This is a genomic window from Rahnella inusitata, from assembly GCF_018288855.1.
Taxonomy (GTDB): Bacteria; Pseudomonadota; Gammaproteobacteria; order Enterobacterales; family Enterobacteriaceae; genus Rahnella; species Rahnella inusitata.
On the sequence record NZ_CP065024.1, the window covers coordinates 4,558,122 to 4,577,482 of the forward strand.

The following is a 19,361-nucleotide window of genomic DNA, read 5'->3' on the forward strand; positions in this document are numbered from 1 at the left end:
TATCCTCACATTCCGAGTGTGATTTTGTGATGTCACTCAAACTTTAAATCGGTATGACAAGTTATTTCTCTGCCAGCAATCCCCGCCACCCGCTGATGGCTTGCCTAAAGCCGTTTTAACTCTCTTTTCCCCGTTTGTGAACGAATCGTAAAGTTGTTACACCACTTTGGTTTGAATTTTCAGGTGCTGGTTGTTACGTAATCAGCTAAAAGTGTGACCGCGGTCGATAAAAAATCCATTAACTCTGTAAAATCAAGTAAATAACAGTGAATTTAAAAAAGTTAAGTAAGCACACAGTTTAAATGTGGTTTTGTGATGTCATTCAAATTTTAAATCTGTATGACAAGTTATCTTTGCTGCGTCCGGACAAGAGCGTCAGAGATTACCTGCCACGTCCTTTCGCTGTTGCCGGACAACACTTCTCAGGTGCAGTCAGCCGAAAGGTGAAGCAGTTGTTCTGGTGTGCAGGAAGTTCATCGGACCCTTACGCACAGATAAGAATAAAGCAGTGCGTGAGTCATCGGGCAGCTCCCCCCAGCGAAATCCTCTGGCGGCGATGTTCCCGGAAAACACTTTAAGGAAAAGCCAGAAGCCCATGCTGAGTCAGATGGCGCGAAATGTGCGATGACAGCCTTAGCTGTCATTGCCGGATTATTTACTGGGAGTGAGTTAAATGGGTAAGATCAAAGGGTTACGCTGGTACATGATCGGGCTGGTCACCGTCGGGACTGTACTAGGTTATTTAACACGTAACGCCATAGCCGCTGCAGCACCGACACTGATGAGTCAGCTCAACATCAGTACACAGCAATATTCTTATATTATCGCCGCCTATTCCGCCTGCTATACCCTGATGCAGCCGGTAGCCGGTTATGTTCTCGACGTGATGGGCACCAAAGTCGGTTACGCCATGTTTGCCATCATGTGGGCCATCTTCTGTATGGCGACCGCGCTGGCCAGCAGCTGGGGTGGCCTCGCCATAGCACGTGGTGCTGTCGGTATGGCAGAAGCCGCGATGATCCCTGCCGGCCTCAAAGCCAGCAGCGAATGGTTCCCGGCAAAAGAACGTTCTATTGCCGTCGGTTACTTTAACGTGGGTTCTTCTATCGGCGGGATGATTGCGCCACCGCTGGTTGTCTGGTGCATCATCATGCACAGCTGGCAGCTCGCCTTCGTCATCACCGGTGCGCTCAGCATGCTTTGGGCGATCAGTTGGTTAGTTCTCTACAAACACCCGAAAGATCAGAAAAAACTCAGTAACGAAGAACGCGATTACATTTTGGAAGGTCAGGAAGCGCAGCACCAAACCACCAACGGCAAGAAAATGTCTGCCTGGGATATCCTGCGTAACCGTCAGTTCTGGGGTATCGCACTACCACGTTTTCTGGCTGAACCGGCCTGGGGTACATTCAACGCCTGGATCCCGCTGTTTATGTTCAAGGTGTATGGCTTCAACCTGAAAGAAATCGCGATGTTCGCCTGGATGCCGATGCTGTTTGCTGACCTCGGCTGTATCCTTGGTGGTTATCTGCCGCCGTTCTTCCAGAAACATTTTAAAGTGAACCTGATCGTTTCCCGCAAAATGGTCGTGACCATGGGTGCAGTCCTGATGATAGGCCCTGGCATGATCGGCCTGTTCACCAGCCCGTACGCAGCTATCGCTTTATTGTGTGTGGGTGGCTTTGCTCACCAGTCACTGTCTGGCGCGCTGATTACACTCTCCTCTGACGTGTTTGGTCGTAACGAAGTGGCGACAGCTAACGGACTGACGGGGATGGCCGCCTGGACGGCAAGTACCCTGTTTGCGCTGGTCGTTGGTGCGCTGGCCGATACCATCGGTTTCAGCCCGCTGTTTGCGGCGCTCGCCGTCTTCGACTTGCTGGGTGCCATCATCATCTGGACAGTATTGCAAAACCGTTCCGCAGTAGAACCTGTTCCGGCTCCGCTAAAAACCGCGAAAGCCTGATCCGCTGATTGCCGCCCGGTAAGATCCTTTGCCGGGCTTTGCTTTTTCTGAGATATCCCCCCTGCCTTTCTGACCAATGCACGGTGCATCCCCTCTTCTTAAACCGTATACTGGTACTTGTATAACAGGTCCCGGGATCTGTCAGACTCATTCGTTGCAGGTTCACTACTTTAAAGAGCACTCACATGGAATCCACAGACACCAGACGCCTTTATCAACAACTGGCTGCCACGCTTAAGGAACGCGTTGAGACCGGAGTCTATCCGGTTGGCGAGAAACTTCCCGCCGAACGTCTGATTTCCGATGAAATGAACGTCAGCCGTACCGTGGTGCGCGAAGCGATAATCATGCTGGAAGTGGAAGGTTATGTGGAAGTCCGTAAAGGGTCGGGCATTCATGTGATGTCCAACCAGCAACGCCATCTGGTCGTGCCGGACTGCGGCAGTGAATTTGGCACCGCGGGTCCGTTTGAGTTATTGCAGGCGCGCCAGTTGATTGAAAGTAATATCGCGGAGTTTGCCGCCACGCAGGTCACCAAGCAGGACATCATGCGCCTGATGGAAATTCAGGAGCATGCGCGGCAGGAAGACCGGTTCCGTGATTCAGAATGGGATCTTAAATTTCACGTGCAGGTGGCGCAGGCGACGCAAAACAGCGCACTCGCTACCATCGTCGAAAAGATGTGGAGCCAGCGCTTACACAATCCGTACTGGCGCAAGTTGCATGAACATATCGACGAAAAGTCGATCGAAAGCTGGTGTGAAGATCATGACCTGATCCTCAAGGCGTTGATCCGCCGCGATCCGCACGCGGCAAAACTGGCCATGTGGCAGCATCTGGAAAACACCAAACAAATGCTTTTCCGTGCCACCAGTGATGATTTCGAGTTTAATGTAGATCGTTACCTGTATTCAGAAAATCCGGTGGTTCATCTCGATCAGCCATTAGTGAATAATAAATAAAGCCGCATTACGGCAGGTTCATTCTCCCAACCTGCCATTTTCCTGCCTCTGCATGAAACTTCCCTTCCCTGTCAGTCACTGTCGAGTAGTGTCAGTCAATGTAAAACCCTTTTCCATAACGTGCTTCAGGCTTAAATGATCGGCCCCAACGCGCTATATTTACCTGTCTGAGCTATTGTTATTTTGTTACAGTTAGACGACTTTTCTTACCCGTTTGCGCCAGGTGAAACACGGCAAAATGACGCGTAGGAACGCACAAGACACGCAACCAGACCGCACGCCAGGGAAGAGGCGCCCAACATCAGTCTTACAGGCAGCGTCGAGACAGTTTCTCCGCTGATGTATTTCGCTGACTCACTGAACATGATGGAGTTTTAGGAAACAGATGGAAATTATCAGTTCTCTCATCGATGCACTCTGGCAACAAGATTATAAAACCCTGGCTGACCCTTCCCTGGTCTGGGCGCTGTACCTGATTTTATTCATGATCATCTTTCTTGAAAACGGCCTGCTACCTGCGGCGTTTTTGCCCGGCGACAGCCTGTTAATTTTGGTCGGCGTGCTGATCGCCAAAGACGCGATGAATTTCCCGCTCACCATTTTCCTGCTCACCACCGCCGCCAGCCTGGGTTGCTGGCTCAGTTATGTACAGGGGAAATGGCTGGGCAATACGCGGATAGTCCAAAGCTGGCTCGGGCATTTGCCTGTCCATTATCACGAACGTGCCCACGCGCTGTTCCATAAACACGGTCTTTCGGCTCTGCTGGTGGGGCGCTTTCTGGCCTTCGTTCGCACCCTGTTGCCGACCATCGCCGGTTTATCCGGGCTGAGCAATAGCCGCTTTCAGTTCTTCAACTGGGTCAGCGGATTCCTGTGGATCATGATCCTGACCTCGCTGGGCTATTTTCTCGGTAAAACACCGCTATTCCTGAAATACGAAGATCAGGTGATGAACTGTCTGATGTTATTGCCGGTGCTGTTGCTGGTCGGCGGGCTGGTCGGTTCGATTGTCGTGCTGTGGCGTAAAAAACACGCCGACCGCCAGAACAAAGGCAAAAGCGCATAATGAGCCGCAGGTTTCTGAAACGTTCTCTTCTCTTGCCGGTGATGATCATGCTGCTGGCCACCGCTGCCATGATCGGGCTGGCTATTTCACGGATCCCCGCCAACGGCAATGCGCTGCAAATTCGCCCGGCTAAAGCAGGGATTTCGCTGCCTGACGGCTTTTTTGTTTATCAGGGGCTTAGCCAGCGTGGGATCCACATCAAAAGCATTACGCCACTTAATGACGGTTTAGTGGTTCAGCTCGATTCCTCTGAACAGCGCCAGATGGCGCAAAGCGTTTTACAGGATATTCTGCCGCCCGGATTCCTCATCCAGAACTGTGAGCCGCCCCGTACGAGGGTGTGGCTGGATAAGCTCAACCGCGACCGGTTGAAGTTTGGATAAGCACTTTGGCTGTTTTGGTTAAATTGTCTGATATCACCGCCCATTTGGCGGTGATATTATTTATAAGATAGTTATTCATAAAATCTATTGTTCGACGTTCTATATTCAAGGAATTAAGTGCCACACTCACTTAACCATCAAAAGGAAGCTATACGATGAAACTGACCTTATCTGCACTGCTTTTAACCCCTGCGTTACTCTTCACCACGGCCAGCTTTGCTGCACCACAGCCTGAAAGCTGTGTGACCAAACAACACGAAATTCAGAAACAAATCGACGAAGCTCGCGCGCACAAAAATCAGAACCGCGTGAATGGTCTGGAGAAAGCACTGCGTGAAAATAAGGCGCATTGTACCGACGCCGGCCTGAAAGCTGAGAATGAAAAACGTGTTGAAGAGAAACGTGAAAAAGTCAGCGAGCGCGAGCAGGAGCTGAAAGAAGCTCAGGCAAAAGGCGATCATGATAAAATCGTTAAAAAACAGCAGAAGTTGCAGGAAGCACAAGCGGAACTGAAACAGGCCCAGGGCCACTGATTTCATTCCGTCAGAGGTGATTTTTCCCCTTCCCACGGCGGATTTTTGAGTGATCTTGCTTTTTGAAACAGACAATTCGCATTTGCGATCACCCGAATATCCGCTATGTTAAAAGTTCGAATCAGTTAACGTATGGAGTGACTTACACATGGCGAGTAATACATCAGAACAACTGCGGGCTGAATTAAAGTCATTGGCGGATACCCTGGAAGAAGTGCTCCAGACCTCTACCGATAAGCCGAAAGCTGAACTCGATAAACTGCGTGGTAAAGCGGAATCTCTGCTCAAAGATACGCGCGCACGTCTGAGCGATACGGGTGACAAAATTGCCTATCAGACTAAAGAAATTGCCGGCAAAGCCGACGATTATGTACATGAAAAACCCTGGACGGGCGTCGGTATTGGTGCCGCGGTCGGCGTAGTCATCGGCGTTCTGTTAGCTCGCCGATAATTATGGCTGAACCGTTAAAACCTGCACCACAAGGACCGGGTAAAGGGCTTTTCGACATTGTTCAACGTGTCGCCACCGTGGTGGTCGGCATTGTCGAAACGCGCGTCAGACTGGCCGTTATTGAGCTGGAAGAGGAAAAGGCCAATATTTTCCAATTGCTGCTCATGGCCGGTATTACCCTGATCTTTACTGCCTTCGGCCTGATGAGCCTGCTGGTTGTTCTCTTCTGGGCAATCGATCCGGCTTATCGCCTGATGGCTATGGGCACCACGACCGGCGTACTGCTGCTGCTGGCGGTGATTCTGGGCGCAATGACGCTGGCGAAAGCTAAGCGCTCTACGCTGCTCAGCCTCACGCGTAAGCAACTTGACGTCGATCGCGCCCTGCTTGAGAAGGATGACGAGCAATGAGCACCCCGGACCGCGCTATCGAGAAAGTCAGACTTTTGCGCAAGATACAGCGCCAGCGGAATGAGTTATCTCATGCCAGTGCTGACTGGCTGGATGCCACTGCAAAAATCGACCGCGGCTGGGTGAAACTCGTGGATATGCGTAAATATCTGGTGGTCGGCTCCAGTCTGGTCGCCGTCTACGGTATTCGCCATCCCAGCGTGATTGTCCGCTGGTCACGACGCGCTTTCGGGATCTGGGGAACGGTACGTCTGTTCCGTAAAACGTTCGCTCAGAAATAAGCGCTCTGCTCTTAGCATCAATGCTTTCACGTCTGAGGGCCGGATGAACATTCATCCGGCCCTTTTCTTTTTGAATAACAATCTTAAGCCCGTTCAATTTTTTTGAAGCTATCAGACAGATTTACTTGCTAACAAAGCGTCTTCATTCCCCCTATTATCTCGTCATCAACTGATGCGGTAACGGCAGGAAACATTTTCCGACCGGGCCGGTAACATTTAAAGCTCAATTTGAGCACATGACGTTCGGAGAGAAATAAGATGACTAAGTTACAAGACACTGCCCTGCTGGTTGCCCGTATTCTGATGCCAATTCTGTTTATCGTTGCAGGTTGGGGCAAAATCAATGGCTACTCCGCAACCGCCGGTTACATGGCTTCCATGGGCGTGCCAAGCTTCTTCCTGCCACTGACCATCCTGCTGGAATTTGGCGGCGGCCTGGCGATTTTATTCGGTTTCTTCACCCGTACCACAGCGTTGATTACCGCCGTCTTCACCATCCTGACCGCGCTTATCTTCCACACTGATTTCGCTCAGGGCGTAAACCAAATGATGTTCATGAAAAACCTGTCCATCGCCGGTGGTTTCTTCGTCCTGTTTGCTTCAGGCCCTGGTGCGTTCAGCATCGACCGTCTGATCAAGAAAAACTGGTAATTGCCCGACACCAGGGAAAACGCCGGACATCGCACCGGCAATACCCAGCTATACTTGAATAATTAGATAATATGTAAGACCTGCAGGGCGATGTGATTTATCACCTCGCCCTTTTTTATTTCTGAAAAAAACATCTGAAAACAAGGTAGAAGACCATGGGACAATTAGTAGATGGCATCTGGCAAGACATCTGGTATGACACCAAGTCTACCGGCGGACACTTCAAACGTTCCGTATCGCAATTCCGTAACTGGGTAACGGCCGACGGCACTCCCGGTGAACATGGCGTAGGCGGTTTTGCGGCAGAACGCGACCGCTATCATCTTTATGTTTCCCTCGCCTGCCCGTGGGCGCACCGGACTCTGCTGATGCGCACGCTAAAAGGCCTCGAGGATATTATTCCGGTTTCCGTCGTGCATCCGCTGATGCTGGAAAATGGCTGGACCTTCGGGACTGATTTCCCGGCCGCCACCGGCGACAATCTGTATCACCTGAATTTTGCCTATGAAGTCTATCTGCGCGCGCAGAAGGACTACACCGGACGCGTCACCGTACCGATCCTGTGGGACAAAAAACAGCAGACTATAGTCAGCAACGAATCCGCCGATATCCTCCGCATGTTCAACAGCGCGTTTGACGCCGTCGGTGCGCGGGCGGGCGATTATTATCCGCAGTCGTTACGTCCGGCGATCGATGAGATTAATGAATGGGTATATCCGCAGCTCAACAACGGCGTGTATAAAGCCGGTTTCGCAACGTCTCAGGATGCTTACGATGAAGCGGTGGATGGCGTGTTTGCTGCGCTGGAACGCGCGGAGGATTTACTGGGTAAACACCGCTATCTGACCGGCAATCAGCTGACCGAAGCCGATCTGCGTCTGTGGACCACGCTGGTGCGATTTGATCCGGTGTACGTCACGCATTTCAAATGCGACCGTCGCCGCATCAGCGATTACCCGAATCTTTACGGCTTCCTGCGCGATATCTATCAGATGCCGGGCATCCGCGACACCACCGACTTCGCGCACATCCGCAACCACTATTACCGCAGCCACGCGACGATCAATCCCCACGGCATTATCTCCACCGGCCCGGCGCAGGATTTAGAATCAGATCACGGTCGCGATACCCGCTTCTGACCGGCTCCTTCCCCTTTCACAAGGGGAAGGACGGCGTGGAATATGGGCTTGTTAATGAGTGAAAAGAATCACTTCACTTCTCGCGTGCCCAGCAGTTTGACGATTTCGCGCAGGAACCAGGCTTTTGCTTCCCCCATACTGTCGCGACGCCAGGCCATAATGATGTCGGTTTCGTGATTGTATTCCGCACTCACCACCCGCAAACGCCCTTCGGCGATGTCTTTTTCCACCATCGGATAAGGCATCGTCGCCACACCTAAGCCTGCCAGCAAAGCCTGACGCTTTTCTTCCAGCGTACTTACCGTCAGACGTTGTTGTTTGTCCAGCAGCTGCACGGTCAGCACCGGACGCTCACGGGCGGTATCGGCCACGGCAATCCCACGATATTTCACGCGGCTGACGTCAGAGAGCGGTTCCGCTTCCAGATGGATGGGATGATCCGGTGCGGCTACATAGACGCTGACCAGCTTATACAGCTTACGGCTGTTGATTTCCGTTGATGAGCGGAAGTGCATATCGGGGGCGATGACGATGTCAGCGCGGCCCTGCTCAAGACGTTCCCAGGCACCGGCCAGCACTTCGGTGATCAACGACACCTGCGTATTGGCTTTCAGCGCCAGTTTTTCGACCAGCGGAAAGAGTTTAGTCGCCGGTGACAGCGCTTCACAGACGATGGTGATCTGCGTTTCCCAGCCACGCGCCAGCGCTTCGGCATCGACGGTCAGTTTATCCGCTGCTTCCAGCAGTACGCGACCACGTTCGAGCAGCATACGGCCCACATTGGTGAATTTTGTCCGATGACCTGAACGGTCAAACAGCACTACGTCCAGCTCCTCTTCCAACTTCTGCATGGTGTAGCTCAGGGCTGACGGGACGCGGCCCAGCTCATCGGCAGCGGCGGCAAAACTGCCGCGCCGGTCTATGGCGTCCATGACCCTTAAGGCTTCCAGTGTGAGTGCGCGATCCTTAGCCATTCTTTTCTCTTTCAGGAAATTTGAATATAGCGACCAGATTAACTGGCTAACAATCACACGTCCAGACGCTTACCATTTATCCATTGAAATTTTTAACTGAGGCGACCGCCATGATTACCAGCAGAACGGCAAAAGAGTGCGGCACCGCTGATTTTGGCTGGCTGCAAGCCCGCTACACATTTTCCTTTGGTCACTACTTCGATCCTAAACTGATGGGCTACGCCTCACTGCGTGTGCTGAATCAGGAAGTGCTGGCGCCAGGCGCCAGTTTTCAGCCGCGAACCTATCCGCGCGTGGACGTGCTGAATCTGGTCTTGCAGGGTGAAGCAGAGTACCGCGACAGCGAAGGGCACAGTGTGCGGGTGAAAGCCGGTGAAGCCGCGTTGCTCTCGACGCAGGCCAATGTCAGCTATAGCGAACTGAACACCAGCGAGAAACAGCCGCTGACGCGCATGCAGTTGTGGCTGGATGCCTGCCCGGAGCATGAAAATCCGGTGACGCAAAAAATGGCGCTGCCAAATACGAAAAGTTTTCTGCTGGCTTCTCCGGATGGCGAAGCGGGCAGCCTGCAACTGCGGCAAAGCGTGTGGATCCATCATCTGGATTTAGCGGCGGGCGAACATATCTCGATTCCGATCCGCGGACCGCGTGCGTATTTGCAGTCAATTCACGGACAGGTGGATGCGCAGGGCTCAGCCAGCCGCGAATGCCAAAAACTGGCCTGCGGCGATGGAGCATTCATTCATCAGGAAAATAGCCTGACCGTCTCCGCCAGCACCGCGCTGCGGGCATTGCTGATCGATTTGCCGGTGTAGCAGTTTGGAAGCCCCTACATCATTCGGCTGCAGGAAGGCGGTGAATGAGCGGATCCCGATGAGCTTACTTTGGTAAGTGATTAGGGTGAGTCAATGCAGCCAACGCATCTGCGGCTGGAATAATGATGACGGGAAAAAGGCGAAAGCCCGCGTAGCAAACGCTACGCGGGCTTTCTTTTGACGAGGGAGTTGACCGTTAAGCCGGGTTCTGTCGTGGACAGTCATTCGTCTAGGCCAGCAATCGCTCACTGGCTCAAGCAGCCTACCCGGGTTCAGTACGGGCCGTACCATGTGAACCCCTATTTGGCCTTGCTCCGGGTGGAGTTTACCATGCCACGAACTGTTGCCAGCCGCGCGGTGCGCTCTTACCGCACCCTTTCACCCTTACCTGATCCCACTTGCGTGGGCCATCGGCGGTTTGCTCTCTGTTGCACTTGTCGTAAGCTCGCGCTTCCCAGGCGTTACCTGGCACCCTGCCCTATGGAGCCCGGACTTTCCTCCCCTCCATCTGTCTCCCCCGAAAGGGACGGCAACGAAGCGGCGACTGTCTGGTCAACTCCGCGGCGGATGATAGGGTATTACGCCCTATTTGTCACCCTCTTGCTCATCAAGCGCGTATTTATACAACGCATTCTTTTTCACACCGTGGATTTCGGCGGCCAACGCGGCGGCTTTTTTCAACGGAAGTTCTTTTTGCAGCAGCGCCAGCGTGCGCAAAGCTTCTGCCGGTAACGCCTCGGTATCGGCTTTATGGCCTTCGACGATCAGTACCATTTCACCGCGCTTGCGGGTTTCATCTTCCAGCACCCAGGCCAGTAATGCACCGACGCCGTCGCCACGAATATTTTCCCAGGTTTTGGTCAGCTCACGGGCAAGAACCACGTAGCGATCCGGCCCCCAAACTTCCACCATATCCTGCAGACTGTCGAGCAGGCGATGGGTGGATTCGTAGAAGATAAGCGTCCGTGGCTCTTCAATCAGCGCCTGAAGGGTATCTTTTCGCGATTTTGTTTTCGCAGGCAGAAAACCTTCATAACAGAAGCGATCGGAAGGCAAACCGGCGGCGGATAACGCGGCGATCGCCGCACAGGCACCCGGCAAGGGCACCACGCGCACACCGGCTTCACGACAGCGACGTACCAGATGGTAGCCGGGGTCATTAATCAGCGGCGTCCCGGCATCAGAAACCAGCGCAATGCTTTGACCTTCCTGAAGTTTTGATAATAAATGCTCGGCTTTTTGCTGTTCATTGTGGTCATGAAGCGGATACATTTTGGCGCTAATACCAAAATGGTGAAGCAATAATCCGGTATGGCGGGTATCCTCCGCCGCAATCAAATCCACGCTGCTCAGCACGGCCAATGCACGTTGGGTTATATCCCCTAAATTGCCGATTGGCGTGGGTACGATGTACAGCGTTGATGCAGAAATATCTGCTTGATCGTGTTGATTCATTGTTTCATCCGGATTGCCGATTTAATATTGAGCATCTTGAAAAAAACATCACTGGAAACTGAATGCCTTCCTCAATGACTTTTCGTACCCGTTCGGGACGTTTGCTCCCTGCCATTATCGTAGCGATGCTGCTCGCCAGCTGTAGCGGTCAGTCGCCACAGGCACCGACTGAAAGTGTCCAGGGTGCAGCGTCCGGCAGCTCTGACTATTATCTGCAACAGGCACAGCAAAGCGGTGATGATAACAAGGCTGACTGGCAATTGCTTGCAGTGCGTGCCCTTGTGCGCGAAGGCAAAGCTCCGCAAGCCTATAACCAGTTGAACGCGATGACCCAGCAACTGAGTGCCGAGCAACAGCTGGAACAAAAACTGACGACGGCCGAAGTCCAGCTCGCCCTCAAAGATTTCGCGCCAGCAGCCACCACGTTAAGCATCATCGACCCAACTTCGCTGACCAACGATCAGAAGGCGCGATACTATCAGGCGCAAATCGACGCCAGTCAGGGCCGCACCAGCCTCGGCGTGATCCGTGCCTATATCGCGCAGGAGCCGCTGTTGCAGGGCCAGCCGCATCAGGACAACATCGACCGTACCTGGATGTCGCTGACCCAGCTTTCTGCGCAGGATGCCTCCAGCATTGTTATCAATGCGGACGAAAATACCTTGCAGGGATGGCTGGATTTACTCAGCGTCTGGCAGAGCAATAAGCAGGATCCTGATCTGCTGAAAGCCGGTATCAAAGACTGGCAGCGCCGTTATCCGGTCAATCCGGCAGCCAAAAACCTGCCAGTGCAGCTTAATAATGTGCTGTCATTCCAGCAGGCTTCCACCGGTAAAATTGCGCTATTCCTGCCGATGAGCGGCCCGGCGCAGGTGTACGGTAATGCCATCCAGCAGGGCTTTAATGCCGCGATGACCGGCCAGGTTTCACAACCTGCACCACAAAATGCGTCGGTAGACCAAAATGCGCAGGCTCAGCCCGCCACGGATCCTGATGCCGCAGTCAGCACCTCTGCGCCGGACGCGAGCGCAAGTACAGCGACGCCGACAGAACAGCCGCAAACGTCTGCTCCTGCCACCGCACCGGTTGCCAGCAGCAATGCACAGGTCAAAATCTACGACACCAATGGCCAGCCGCTCAGCGCGTTGCTGACGCAGGCTCAGCAAGATGGCGCAACGCTTGTCGTCGGTCCGTTGCTGAAAGATCAGGTGAACGAGCTGTCTTCTGATCAAACCCCGTTGAACGTTTTAGCGCTCAATCAGCCAGAAACTGAGAAAAACGCCCCGAATATCTGTTACTTTGCGCTCTCGCCGGAAGACGAGGCACAGGATGCCGCACGCCATATGTGGTCGCAGCAAAAACGTATGCCGTTACTGCTGGTTCCGCGTGGCAACTTTGGCGATCGAATCGCACAGGCGTTTGCTAATGAATGGCAGAAGCTGGGTGGTCAGACCGTCCTGAAACAAGGTCTGGGTTCTGCGGGGGAATTACGCTCCTCAATCGGCAGCGGCATTCGCCTGACCGGTACGCCGGTCATGGCCAGTGATGCCGCCGCACCTGCGCAGGCGCAGGGTGTGACCATCGGCGGGATCACCATTCCGGCACCGCCGACTGACGCTCAGATTGTTCAGGGCAGCTCAGGCGGTGCAGTGGATTCTGTCTACGTTGTCGCCACGCAAAACGAACTGACGCTGATCAAACCGATGCTCGACATGAGCGGCAGTGGCCGTTCGCGTCCGTCCGTGTATGCCAGCTCCCGCAGCTATCAGGCCGGTGCAGGTCCGGATTACCGACTGGAAATGGAAGGCGTGCAGTTTAGCGATATTCCCTTGCTGGCAGGTTCTAACCCGGCGCTGATGCAGCAGGCCACCGCAAAATTTGGCAACGATTACTCGCTGGTGCGTCTCTACGCAATGGGGATTGATGCCTGGAGTCTGGCCAATCACTTCTCCCAAATGCGCACGTTGCCAGGCTTTGAAGTGTCCGGCAGCACAGGAGATCTGAGCGCCAACCCTAACTGCGTGATCCATCGTAAACTGCCGTGGCTGCAATACCGCCAAGGCTCGCTGGTGCCGGTTTCCTCTTAAGACTCGATTCTAAGAGATAACTGAAACAGCCCGAGCGCGAAGGGAATTCAGAATTTTACAGGTACAAGGACGTACTGATGTTTGGAAATGTGTCAAAGTTGCGAGCAAGATCGTGTGGGGATCAGTATGAAGCTTTCGCACGACGCTATCTTGAACGCGAAGGGTTAACCTTTGTGGCGGCCAATGTGGCATGCCGCACGGGAGAGATTGACCTGATCATGCGCGACCAGCAGACCTGGGTGTTTGTTGAAGTTCGCTACCGGCGCAATGCGAACTTTGGCGGCGCGGCGGAAAGCGTAACGCGTCAAAAACAGCAGCGTTTACTCCGTGCTGCATCTTTCTGGCTTGCCGCACGTCACGCAAGCTTTGACACATCATCTTGCCGTTTTGATGTTTTTGCCATCACCGGCAGCCAGATAGAATGGCTGCGTGATGCCTTCAATGCGGAATAAATATTATGACGACTGACTGGACGAAAACCCGTGCTGGATAGAATCAAAGTCTGCTTTACCGAAAGTATCCAAACCCAGATTGCAGCGGCAGAAGCCTTGCCTGACGCGATTTCCCGCGCCGCGATGACGCTGGTGCAATCGCTGCTCAACGGCAATAAAATTCTGTGCTGCGGTAACGGCACTTCTGCGGCCAATGCTCAGCATTTTTCCGCCAGTCTGATTAATCGTTTTGAAACTGAACGTCCGAGCCTTCCTGCAATCTCACTCTGTGCAGATAACATTGTGCTGACCGCCATCGCGAATGACCGGCTGCATGACGAAATCTACGCCAAACAGGTGCGGGCGCTGGGACAAGCGGGCGACGTCCTGTTGGCGATATCTACGCGCGGCAACAGCCGTGATATTGTTAAAGCCGTTGAAGCAGCGGTAACCCGTGATATGACGATTGTGGCACTGACGGGTTATGACGGCGGCGAGCTGGCGGGTTTACTGGGGCCTCATGACGTTGAGATCCGCATCCCGTCCCATCGCAGCGCCCGTATTCAGGAAATGCATATGCTCACAGTGAATTGCCTCTGTGACCTGATTGATAGCACGCTGTTCCCTCACCAGGACGATTAAGGAGATCCAATGAAGGCAAGTTCCCTCTTTGCAGTAGTGTTTAGCGCCCTTCTTTTACAAGGTTGCGTTGCCGCCGCCGTTGTTGGCGTAGCTGGCGTGGCCACCAAAACCACCACTGACCCGCGTAGCGTTGGTACTCAGGTAGACGACAGCACGCTGGAAGCCCGTGTTTCCAATGCCATCAGCAAAGATAAACAGCTGAAAGACGAAGCCCGTATCGTGGCGACCGCCTATCAGGGCAAAGTCCTGCTGACCGGTCAGGCGCCGACACCGGACATGGCCGCACGCGCCAAACAGATTGCTGTGGGTGTGGAGGGTGCAACCGAAGTGTACAACGAAATCCGTACCGGCAAGCCAGTCAGCATGGGCACCGCGTCGACAGATACCTGGATCACCACCAAAGTCCGCTCGCAGTTGCTGACCAGTGATTCAGTGAAATCTTCTAACGTGAAAGTCACCACCGAAAACGGCGAAGTCTTCCTGCTGGGTCTGGTGACACAAGATGAAGGTAAATCTGCGGCGGGTATTGCAGCAGGTGTTAGCGGCGTGAAACACGTCACCACGGCATTTACTTATGTGAAGTAATTCCGACGGTTGTCAGAACCTTAGTAACGAAAAAGGACAGCACTCATGCTGTCCTTTTTTATGCGTTCAACTTCGCTAAACTTAGTTGAGTTTATGTTCCCGCAGGAAAGACTCGCCACCGAGCTGGCTCATCTGGCGCAGGATCCACTGCTGTCGGCGCATGACATACGCCGACGGCGCGTTGACCTTAAACAGATGCGGATTAGGCAGCACTGCAGCCAATAATGCCGCCTGCGACGCGGTCAGCTTACTGGCGGGTTTATGGAAGAAGTGCTGAGCGGCCTGCTCGACACCGAAGACGCCATCGCCAAACTCCACGATGTTCAGGTAAACCGTCAGGATGCGTCGCTTGGTCCAGACTGTTTCAATACCAACGGTCAGCCCGGCTTCCAGCCCTTTACGGATCCAGTTGCGCCCGTCCCACAAGAAGAGGTTTTTTGCGGTTTGCTGCGACAGAGTCGATGCGCCACGCATCTTACCGCCCTCTTTATCACGATCGAGCACTGACTGGATGGCATCCACATCAAATCCCCAATGCTCCGGGAATTTTTGATCTTCTGCCGCCATGACGGCCAGCGCCATCGGCGAGGCAATTTCGTCCATAGACACCCAGTCGGAATGTGCGACGTAGCCAAAGTCGCCGGTCAGCCACGCCGAGACCTGCCTTTCCACCATAACAGCTGAAAATGGCACCGGTAAAAACGCAAAAATAACGATACCTGCTATCCATAAGCAGGGTATCAATATCAGCACACGTTTCAGCCATAACAGTGGCTTACGTAACAGACCTCTTTTAGAAGATTTATTCATTCAGCACTTTCCACAACACATCTGACCATCTAATCAATCTCCGTAAGAAGCTGCCGGTTTAGGCTAGCGAAACAACGACTCAAATTGCTAACAATCTGTTTATATTGTTAAGATTTTTACCCATAAAATGAATAAATAAAAATATTTTTGATCCATATCATCAATGAGTTCCGCCTCATGGGAACCGGTTCCCATGCCTTTTGCCTCATTTGTTTTTCGTGTGATCTCTGTTTGTAACTCGTAACAAATCGAAAAAAAATTGGTTAGAAAATCTAATGAATTAGATTATGTAAACTGAACGAACTCTCATCAATTTATCTCTGAAATTTATTGCTACTAAGTCAAATCTGTAACGCAAATAAACCAAAATTCAGGGGCGAATTTGCATGTATGCCCGGCATTTTCCTTTCCAACCTAAGTGAAATTTTTTCATTACACTTAGGATACGGAAAACTGCCGGCCATTTTGATCAATATATGATCAATAGATGCCTATAAATCATGAATTACAGTGGCTTGGCACGCTGTTGTTTATCATTGTAGTGATTAACGACACTGAAATTCTGTTGGAAAAACCAGCAAATCAGTGCCTTTATTTTCATGAACATAAGTAAAACTGCATGCCTTTGGGAAGACATCAGCAACCTTCATTTGTAATCTCTCAAAAATCCTGCGATAAAGACTTGATGTTTTGTATAGACAAAGACTAATCTACATCACAGTTTTTAATGAATGTTGTAACAGTTCAGCTTATATTTGTTATGTTGATTGCTACAGGATGTATTAGACTTAACGCTGAATTCCAAGACCTGCGAAATCCAAACCCTAACAACTATCGTGGGTTACCTCTTTCCCTGGTGTTGGCGCAGTATTCGCGCACCCCGGCCTCGGCTGGGGTTATTTTTTTTCAGCGTTTGCCGTCCATTCGCGCAATACCTGTATATCATTTCGCCACTCAGCCTTCAGCTCATCAATCCATTCCTGCACGTTATCCCACCATGCCGGTAACGTCGGCGTCTGTATCTGCTGCGCCAGTTGTTGCAAATGCTTGAGACCGACCGAACCCGCCGCGCCTTTAATTTTATGCCCTTCTTCCGCAATCCCTTTCTGGTCGCGCGCCGTCATATTGGAATCCAATACCGCGAGGTAACCCGGCATCATTTTTTCGAACATGTCTGCGCTCTGATAGATCAACTGCGGGCCAACCAGATCGATGTACTGCTCCAGCATGGCGGTATCGAGTAAAGCTTCGCTGTCTTTCATCACTACGGGCTCCTTCTGCACAAGGGAAACATCAGGCTGATGATCCCAGAACTGCTGGATCATCGCGGTCAGCGCAGAAACGGACAGCGGCTTGCTCAGCACATCGTCCATTCCGGCGTCGAGATACTCTTTTTTGTCTTTCAGTACGTTGGCGGTCAGCGCGATCAACGGCGGCAAATGCTGACCGGCGTAATCGGTGCGCAGTTTGCGGGCGATATCCAGCCCGGTCATGTCCGGCAGCTGGATATCCAGAAGCACCAGATCGAATTCCTGTGGATCGAACATCTCCAGCGCGTCATGACCGTTCATTGCCACTTCCACGCTGTTACCGAGTTTCTCCAGCACCGAGCGGGCCACAACGACATTCAGCTCGATATCTTCCACCAGCAGCACGTGCAGCGCTGGCAGCGGCATATCCTCTTCGTCATCAGCCTGTGCGACTGGTGCATCCAGCGTCGGCGCGCGTACGGTTAAGGTGAAGCTTGATCCCTGCCCCGGCACGCTGCTGACGGTGATATCGCCCCCCATCGCCTGCGCCAGACGCTTCGACACGGCAAGACCGATACCGGTGCCGGTCGCCGGTTTGCCCCCGTTGCGATCTTTCACCTGATAATACATGGCGAAGATTTTGTCCTGCTCGTCCTGCGGAATCCCCATCCCCGAATCACGCACAACGAAACGCAGCATGTCATTAGCTTCGTAATGCACGCTCAGCACGATTTCGCCTTCGCGGGTGAATTTCACGGCGTTACCGATCAGGTTCCACAGGATCTGGCGTAAACGCGTGCCGTCGGTGGTGATGCTGCGCGGCAAGGGTAAATCGGGCTCCATGATGAACTTCAGCCCTTTCGGCTGCACCAGCAGACCGGAGAGGTTTTCCAGATCGGACAGGAACTCGGTGAAATCCACCGGTTGGTTATCGAGCTGCACTTTACGGCGCTCAATTTTGTCCATCTCGATAATGTCGTTGAAGATGTTGCCAAGGGTGATGGCGCTGACGTGAATGGTTTTCAGGTAGCTGTGCTGTTCTTTATCGAGTTCGGTATCGAGAAGAATGCGGCTAAGCCCGACAATGCCGTTCAGCGGCGTACGCAACTCGTGACTGATGGTGGAAATAAACGTGGTCTTTTCACGGCTGGCGTTCTCCAGCGCGTCCTGATAGCGCTTACGCTCGGTAATATCGCGTCCGAAGCCCATCAGGCCATGGCGCTTACCGATACGATCGTAAAACGGGACTTTACGCAGTTCGAAGCAGGCTTTACGGCCATCCGGATACACCAGCCATTGTTCGTAGGTCAGCGAAACGTTGTGACGGAATACTTTTTCATCGGTCTCCACCACTTTCTCGGCGATGTCCGGGGTATACACATCATCAGGCGTCAGGCCGATCAGCTGCTTCTCGCTTTTACCGGTCAGCAATTCCATCGCACGGTTACAGCCGGAGAATTCTTTATCTTCGTTGCGGTAATACACCAGATCCGGGGACGCATCGAGGAAGGAGCGTAATAATGCTGATTGCTGGCTCAGTTCTATCTGCGCCTGCTCGCGGTGATGCATTTCAAGTTTTAGCTTATCGACCACCGCCAGACGTGCTTCTTCCGCTTTCACACGGTCGGCGATTTCCTGATTCAGTTGGGTGATATTGTCTTTCAGTTGCTGATTCAGTTCGAGATCGCGATGGCGCATCTCTTCGAGCTTATCAACCAGACGCGTTAACCGCTGCCGTGACTCTTCAAGCTGCTCGACCACCACCGAGAGGAAATACACGGCCCAGGGCGTGATCAGCAAACCAAAGAAGATGGACCGAACCACGTCGATACTTTCCACCTGGCCACGCAGAAGCATGGTCACCGCCATCTGGACAATCATCGCCAGTACCACCAGCGCAGAGGCCAACAGCAGTGAGAATCTCACCAGCCCCAGTTTGACCATCAGATCGACATAATACTGCGCTAAAACCCGGATTTGCTTCATAACGGTTCCCTTAAAACGAAGTCGCGTGAATCATACCGCAAAACCTCACCGGGGTGAGTCTGAGGGCGGATATTGAGCATAAAGTTGTGAGCTGCACCTTGCAGGGGCTTGCTGTGGTGCAATGCGGGAAATAAGTGCAGAGTTATTGACTAATTTTCGCCACGATATTATTAATATCGGCCGGCCATATTCTGCCCGTAGCCCGGCCAAATGCCCTCCGGCTAACGTTTTTCTTCTTTATCCCCGTAAACCTTTCCCTGAAGGCGCTGCCCGCGCAGGCATAACTATTCATTATTACTGCAAATAAAGTCATTGATGACTGTATGAATAATTCTTATTACCGCAGCCGTATTAGTACATTATTACGACCCGGTTAAAAACAGTGACAAACCGCATCAGCACAGTCTTTTGCAGTATAAAATACTGGTAATTACGCCCGTGCCAGCATGGTGCGGAGATCTGAAGCTTTCCCCATAGTGAGTCA

Annotated in this window: 19 protein-coding genes and 1 other RNA gene; 15 read left to right on the forward strand and 5 right to left on the reverse strand. The window is 52.6% G+C overall.

Features of this window, described 5'->3' with window-relative positions; genetic code table 11:
- The first annotated feature begins 673 nt into the window (after nt 1-673).
- The 10 genes from I2123_RS21225 (at nt 674) to I2123_RS21270 (ending at nt 7,842) form a co-directional block, all read left to right on the forward strand.
- Nucleotides 674-1,966, forward strand: coding sequence for an MFS transporter (locus I2123_RS21225; protein ID WP_112169269.1), 1,293 nt, complete (start codon nt 674-676; stop codon nt 1,964-1,966).
- 185 nt (nt 1,967-2,151) lie between these two features.
- On the forward strand, nt 2,152-2,928 hold the full coding sequence (gene exuR / locus I2123_RS21230; protein ID WP_112169267.1) for a transcriptional regulator ExuR: 777 nt from the start codon (nt 2,152-2,154) through the stop codon (nt 2,926-2,928).
- Nucleotides 2,929-3,313: 385 nt separating this feature from the next.
- Nucleotides 3,314-3,994: a DedA family protein gene (locus I2123_RS21235; RefSeq protein WP_112169265.1), complete on the forward strand. Its 681-nt coding sequence runs from the start codon at nt 3,314-3,316 to the stop codon at nt 3,992-3,994.
- Entirely contained in the window at nt 3,994-4,377 is a 384-nt protein-coding gene (gene mzrA, locus I2123_RS21240; RefSeq protein ID WP_213051470.1) for an EnvZ/OmpR regulon moderator MzrA, read from the forward strand. Before I2123_RS21235 ends, mzrA begins: the two co-directional genes overlap by 1 nt.
- Nucleotides 4,378-4,532: 155 nt before the next feature.
- On the forward strand, nt 4,533-4,910 hold the full coding sequence (locus tag I2123_RS21245) for a DUF1090 domain-containing protein (RefSeq protein ID WP_112169261.1): 378 nt from the start codon (nt 4,533-4,535) through the stop codon (nt 4,908-4,910).
- A 148-nt stretch (nt 4,911-5,058) separates the two neighbouring features.
- Nucleotides 5,059-5,361: an ElaB/YgaM/YqjD family protein gene (locus I2123_RS21250; RefSeq protein ID WP_101074995.1), complete on the forward strand. Its 303-nt coding sequence runs from the start codon at nt 5,059-5,061 to the stop codon at nt 5,359-5,361.
- A 2-nt stretch (nt 5,362-5,363) separates the two neighbouring features.
- Complete coding sequence (locus I2123_RS21255) at nt 5,364-5,771, forward strand: phage holin family protein (protein WP_213051471.1); 408 nt, start codon at nt 5,364-5,366, stop codon at nt 5,769-5,771.
- Entirely contained in the window at nt 5,768-6,052 is a 285-nt protein-coding gene (locus I2123_RS21260; RefSeq protein ID WP_112169257.1) for a YqjK-like family protein, read from the forward strand. Before I2123_RS21255 ends, I2123_RS21260 begins: the two co-directional genes overlap by 4 nt.
- Before the next feature lie 258 nt (nt 6,053-6,310).
- A complete protein-coding gene (locus tag I2123_RS21265; protein WP_112169255.1) occupies nt 6,311-6,703 on the forward strand; it encodes a DoxX family protein in 393 nt (130 codons plus the stop codon).
- A 155-nt stretch (nt 6,704-6,858) separates the two neighbouring features.
- A complete protein-coding gene (locus I2123_RS21270) occupies nt 6,859-7,842 on the forward strand; it encodes a glutathione S-transferase family protein (RefSeq protein WP_213051472.1) in 984 nt (327 codons plus the stop codon).
- Between the two features lie 68 nt (nt 7,843-7,910).
- Here I2123_RS21270 and I2123_RS21275 read toward each other — a convergent pair whose 3' ends face one another.
- Nucleotides 7,911-8,816, reverse strand: coding sequence for a LysR family transcriptional regulator (locus I2123_RS21275; protein ID WP_112169251.1), 906 nt, complete (start codon nt 8,814-8,816; stop codon nt 7,911-7,913).
- A gap of 110 nt (nt 8,817-8,926) precedes the next feature.
- Between I2123_RS21275 and I2123_RS21280 the strand changes: the two genes are divergently transcribed.
- On the forward strand, nt 8,927-9,631 hold the full coding sequence (locus tag I2123_RS21280) for a pirin family protein (RefSeq protein WP_112169249.1): 705 nt from the start codon (nt 8,927-8,929) through the stop codon (nt 9,629-9,631).
- 181 nt (nt 9,632-9,812) lie between these two features.
- Here I2123_RS21280 and rnpB read toward each other — a convergent pair.
- An RNA gene (gene rnpB / locus I2123_RS21285) (RNase P RNA component class A) lies at nt 9,813-10,191 on the reverse strand.
- Nucleotides 10,192-10,216: 25 nt separating this feature from the next.
- Entirely contained in the window at nt 10,217-11,086 is an 870-nt protein-coding gene (gene rsmI, locus I2123_RS21290; protein WP_112169248.1) for a 16S rRNA (cytidine(1402)-2'-O)-methyltransferase, read from the reverse strand.
- 62 nt (nt 11,087-11,148) lie between these two features.
- Here rsmI and I2123_RS21295 point away from each other — a divergent pair, with 62 nt between their 5' ends.
- From I2123_RS21295 to dolP, 4 genes are all read left to right on the forward strand, one after another.
- Nucleotides 11,149-13,173, forward strand: coding sequence for a penicillin-binding protein activator (locus I2123_RS21295; RefSeq protein ID WP_213051473.1), 2,025 nt, complete (start codon nt 11,149-11,151; stop codon nt 13,171-13,173).
- A 77-nt stretch (nt 13,174-13,250) separates the two neighbouring features.
- Nucleotides 13,251-13,625, forward strand: coding sequence for a YraN family protein (locus I2123_RS21300; protein ID WP_112169244.1), 375 nt, complete (start codon nt 13,251-13,253; stop codon nt 13,623-13,625).
- Between the two features lie 30 nt (nt 13,626-13,655).
- Nucleotides 13,656-14,246 (forward strand): DnaA initiator-associating protein DiaA, encoded by a 591-nt coding sequence (gene diaA / locus I2123_RS21305; protein WP_056776362.1) that lies wholly within the window; start codon nt 13,656-13,658, stop codon nt 14,244-14,246.
- Nucleotides 14,247-14,255: 9 nt separating this feature from the next.
- A complete protein-coding gene (dolP, locus tag I2123_RS21310; protein ID WP_112169242.1) occupies nt 14,256-14,831 on the forward strand; it encodes a division/outer membrane stress-associated lipid-binding lipoprotein in 576 nt (191 codons plus the stop codon).
- Nucleotides 14,832-14,912: 81 nt separating this feature from the next.
- Here dolP and mtgA read toward each other — a convergent pair whose 3' ends face one another.
- On the reverse strand, nt 14,913-15,641 hold the full coding sequence (gene mtgA, locus I2123_RS21315) for a monofunctional biosynthetic peptidoglycan transglycosylase (RefSeq protein ID WP_112169240.1): 729 nt from the start codon (nt 15,639-15,641) through the stop codon (nt 14,913-14,915).
- A gap of 896 nt (nt 15,642-16,537) precedes the next feature.
- The gene (arcB, locus tag I2123_RS21320; RefSeq protein ID WP_213051474.1) at nt 16,538-18,877 is read right to left on the reverse strand and encodes an aerobic respiration two-component sensor histidine kinase ArcB; all 2,340 of its coding nucleotides are present in this window, start codon (nt 18,875-18,877) and stop codon (nt 16,538-16,540) included.
- Nucleotides 18,878-19,361 lie beyond the last annotated feature (484 nt).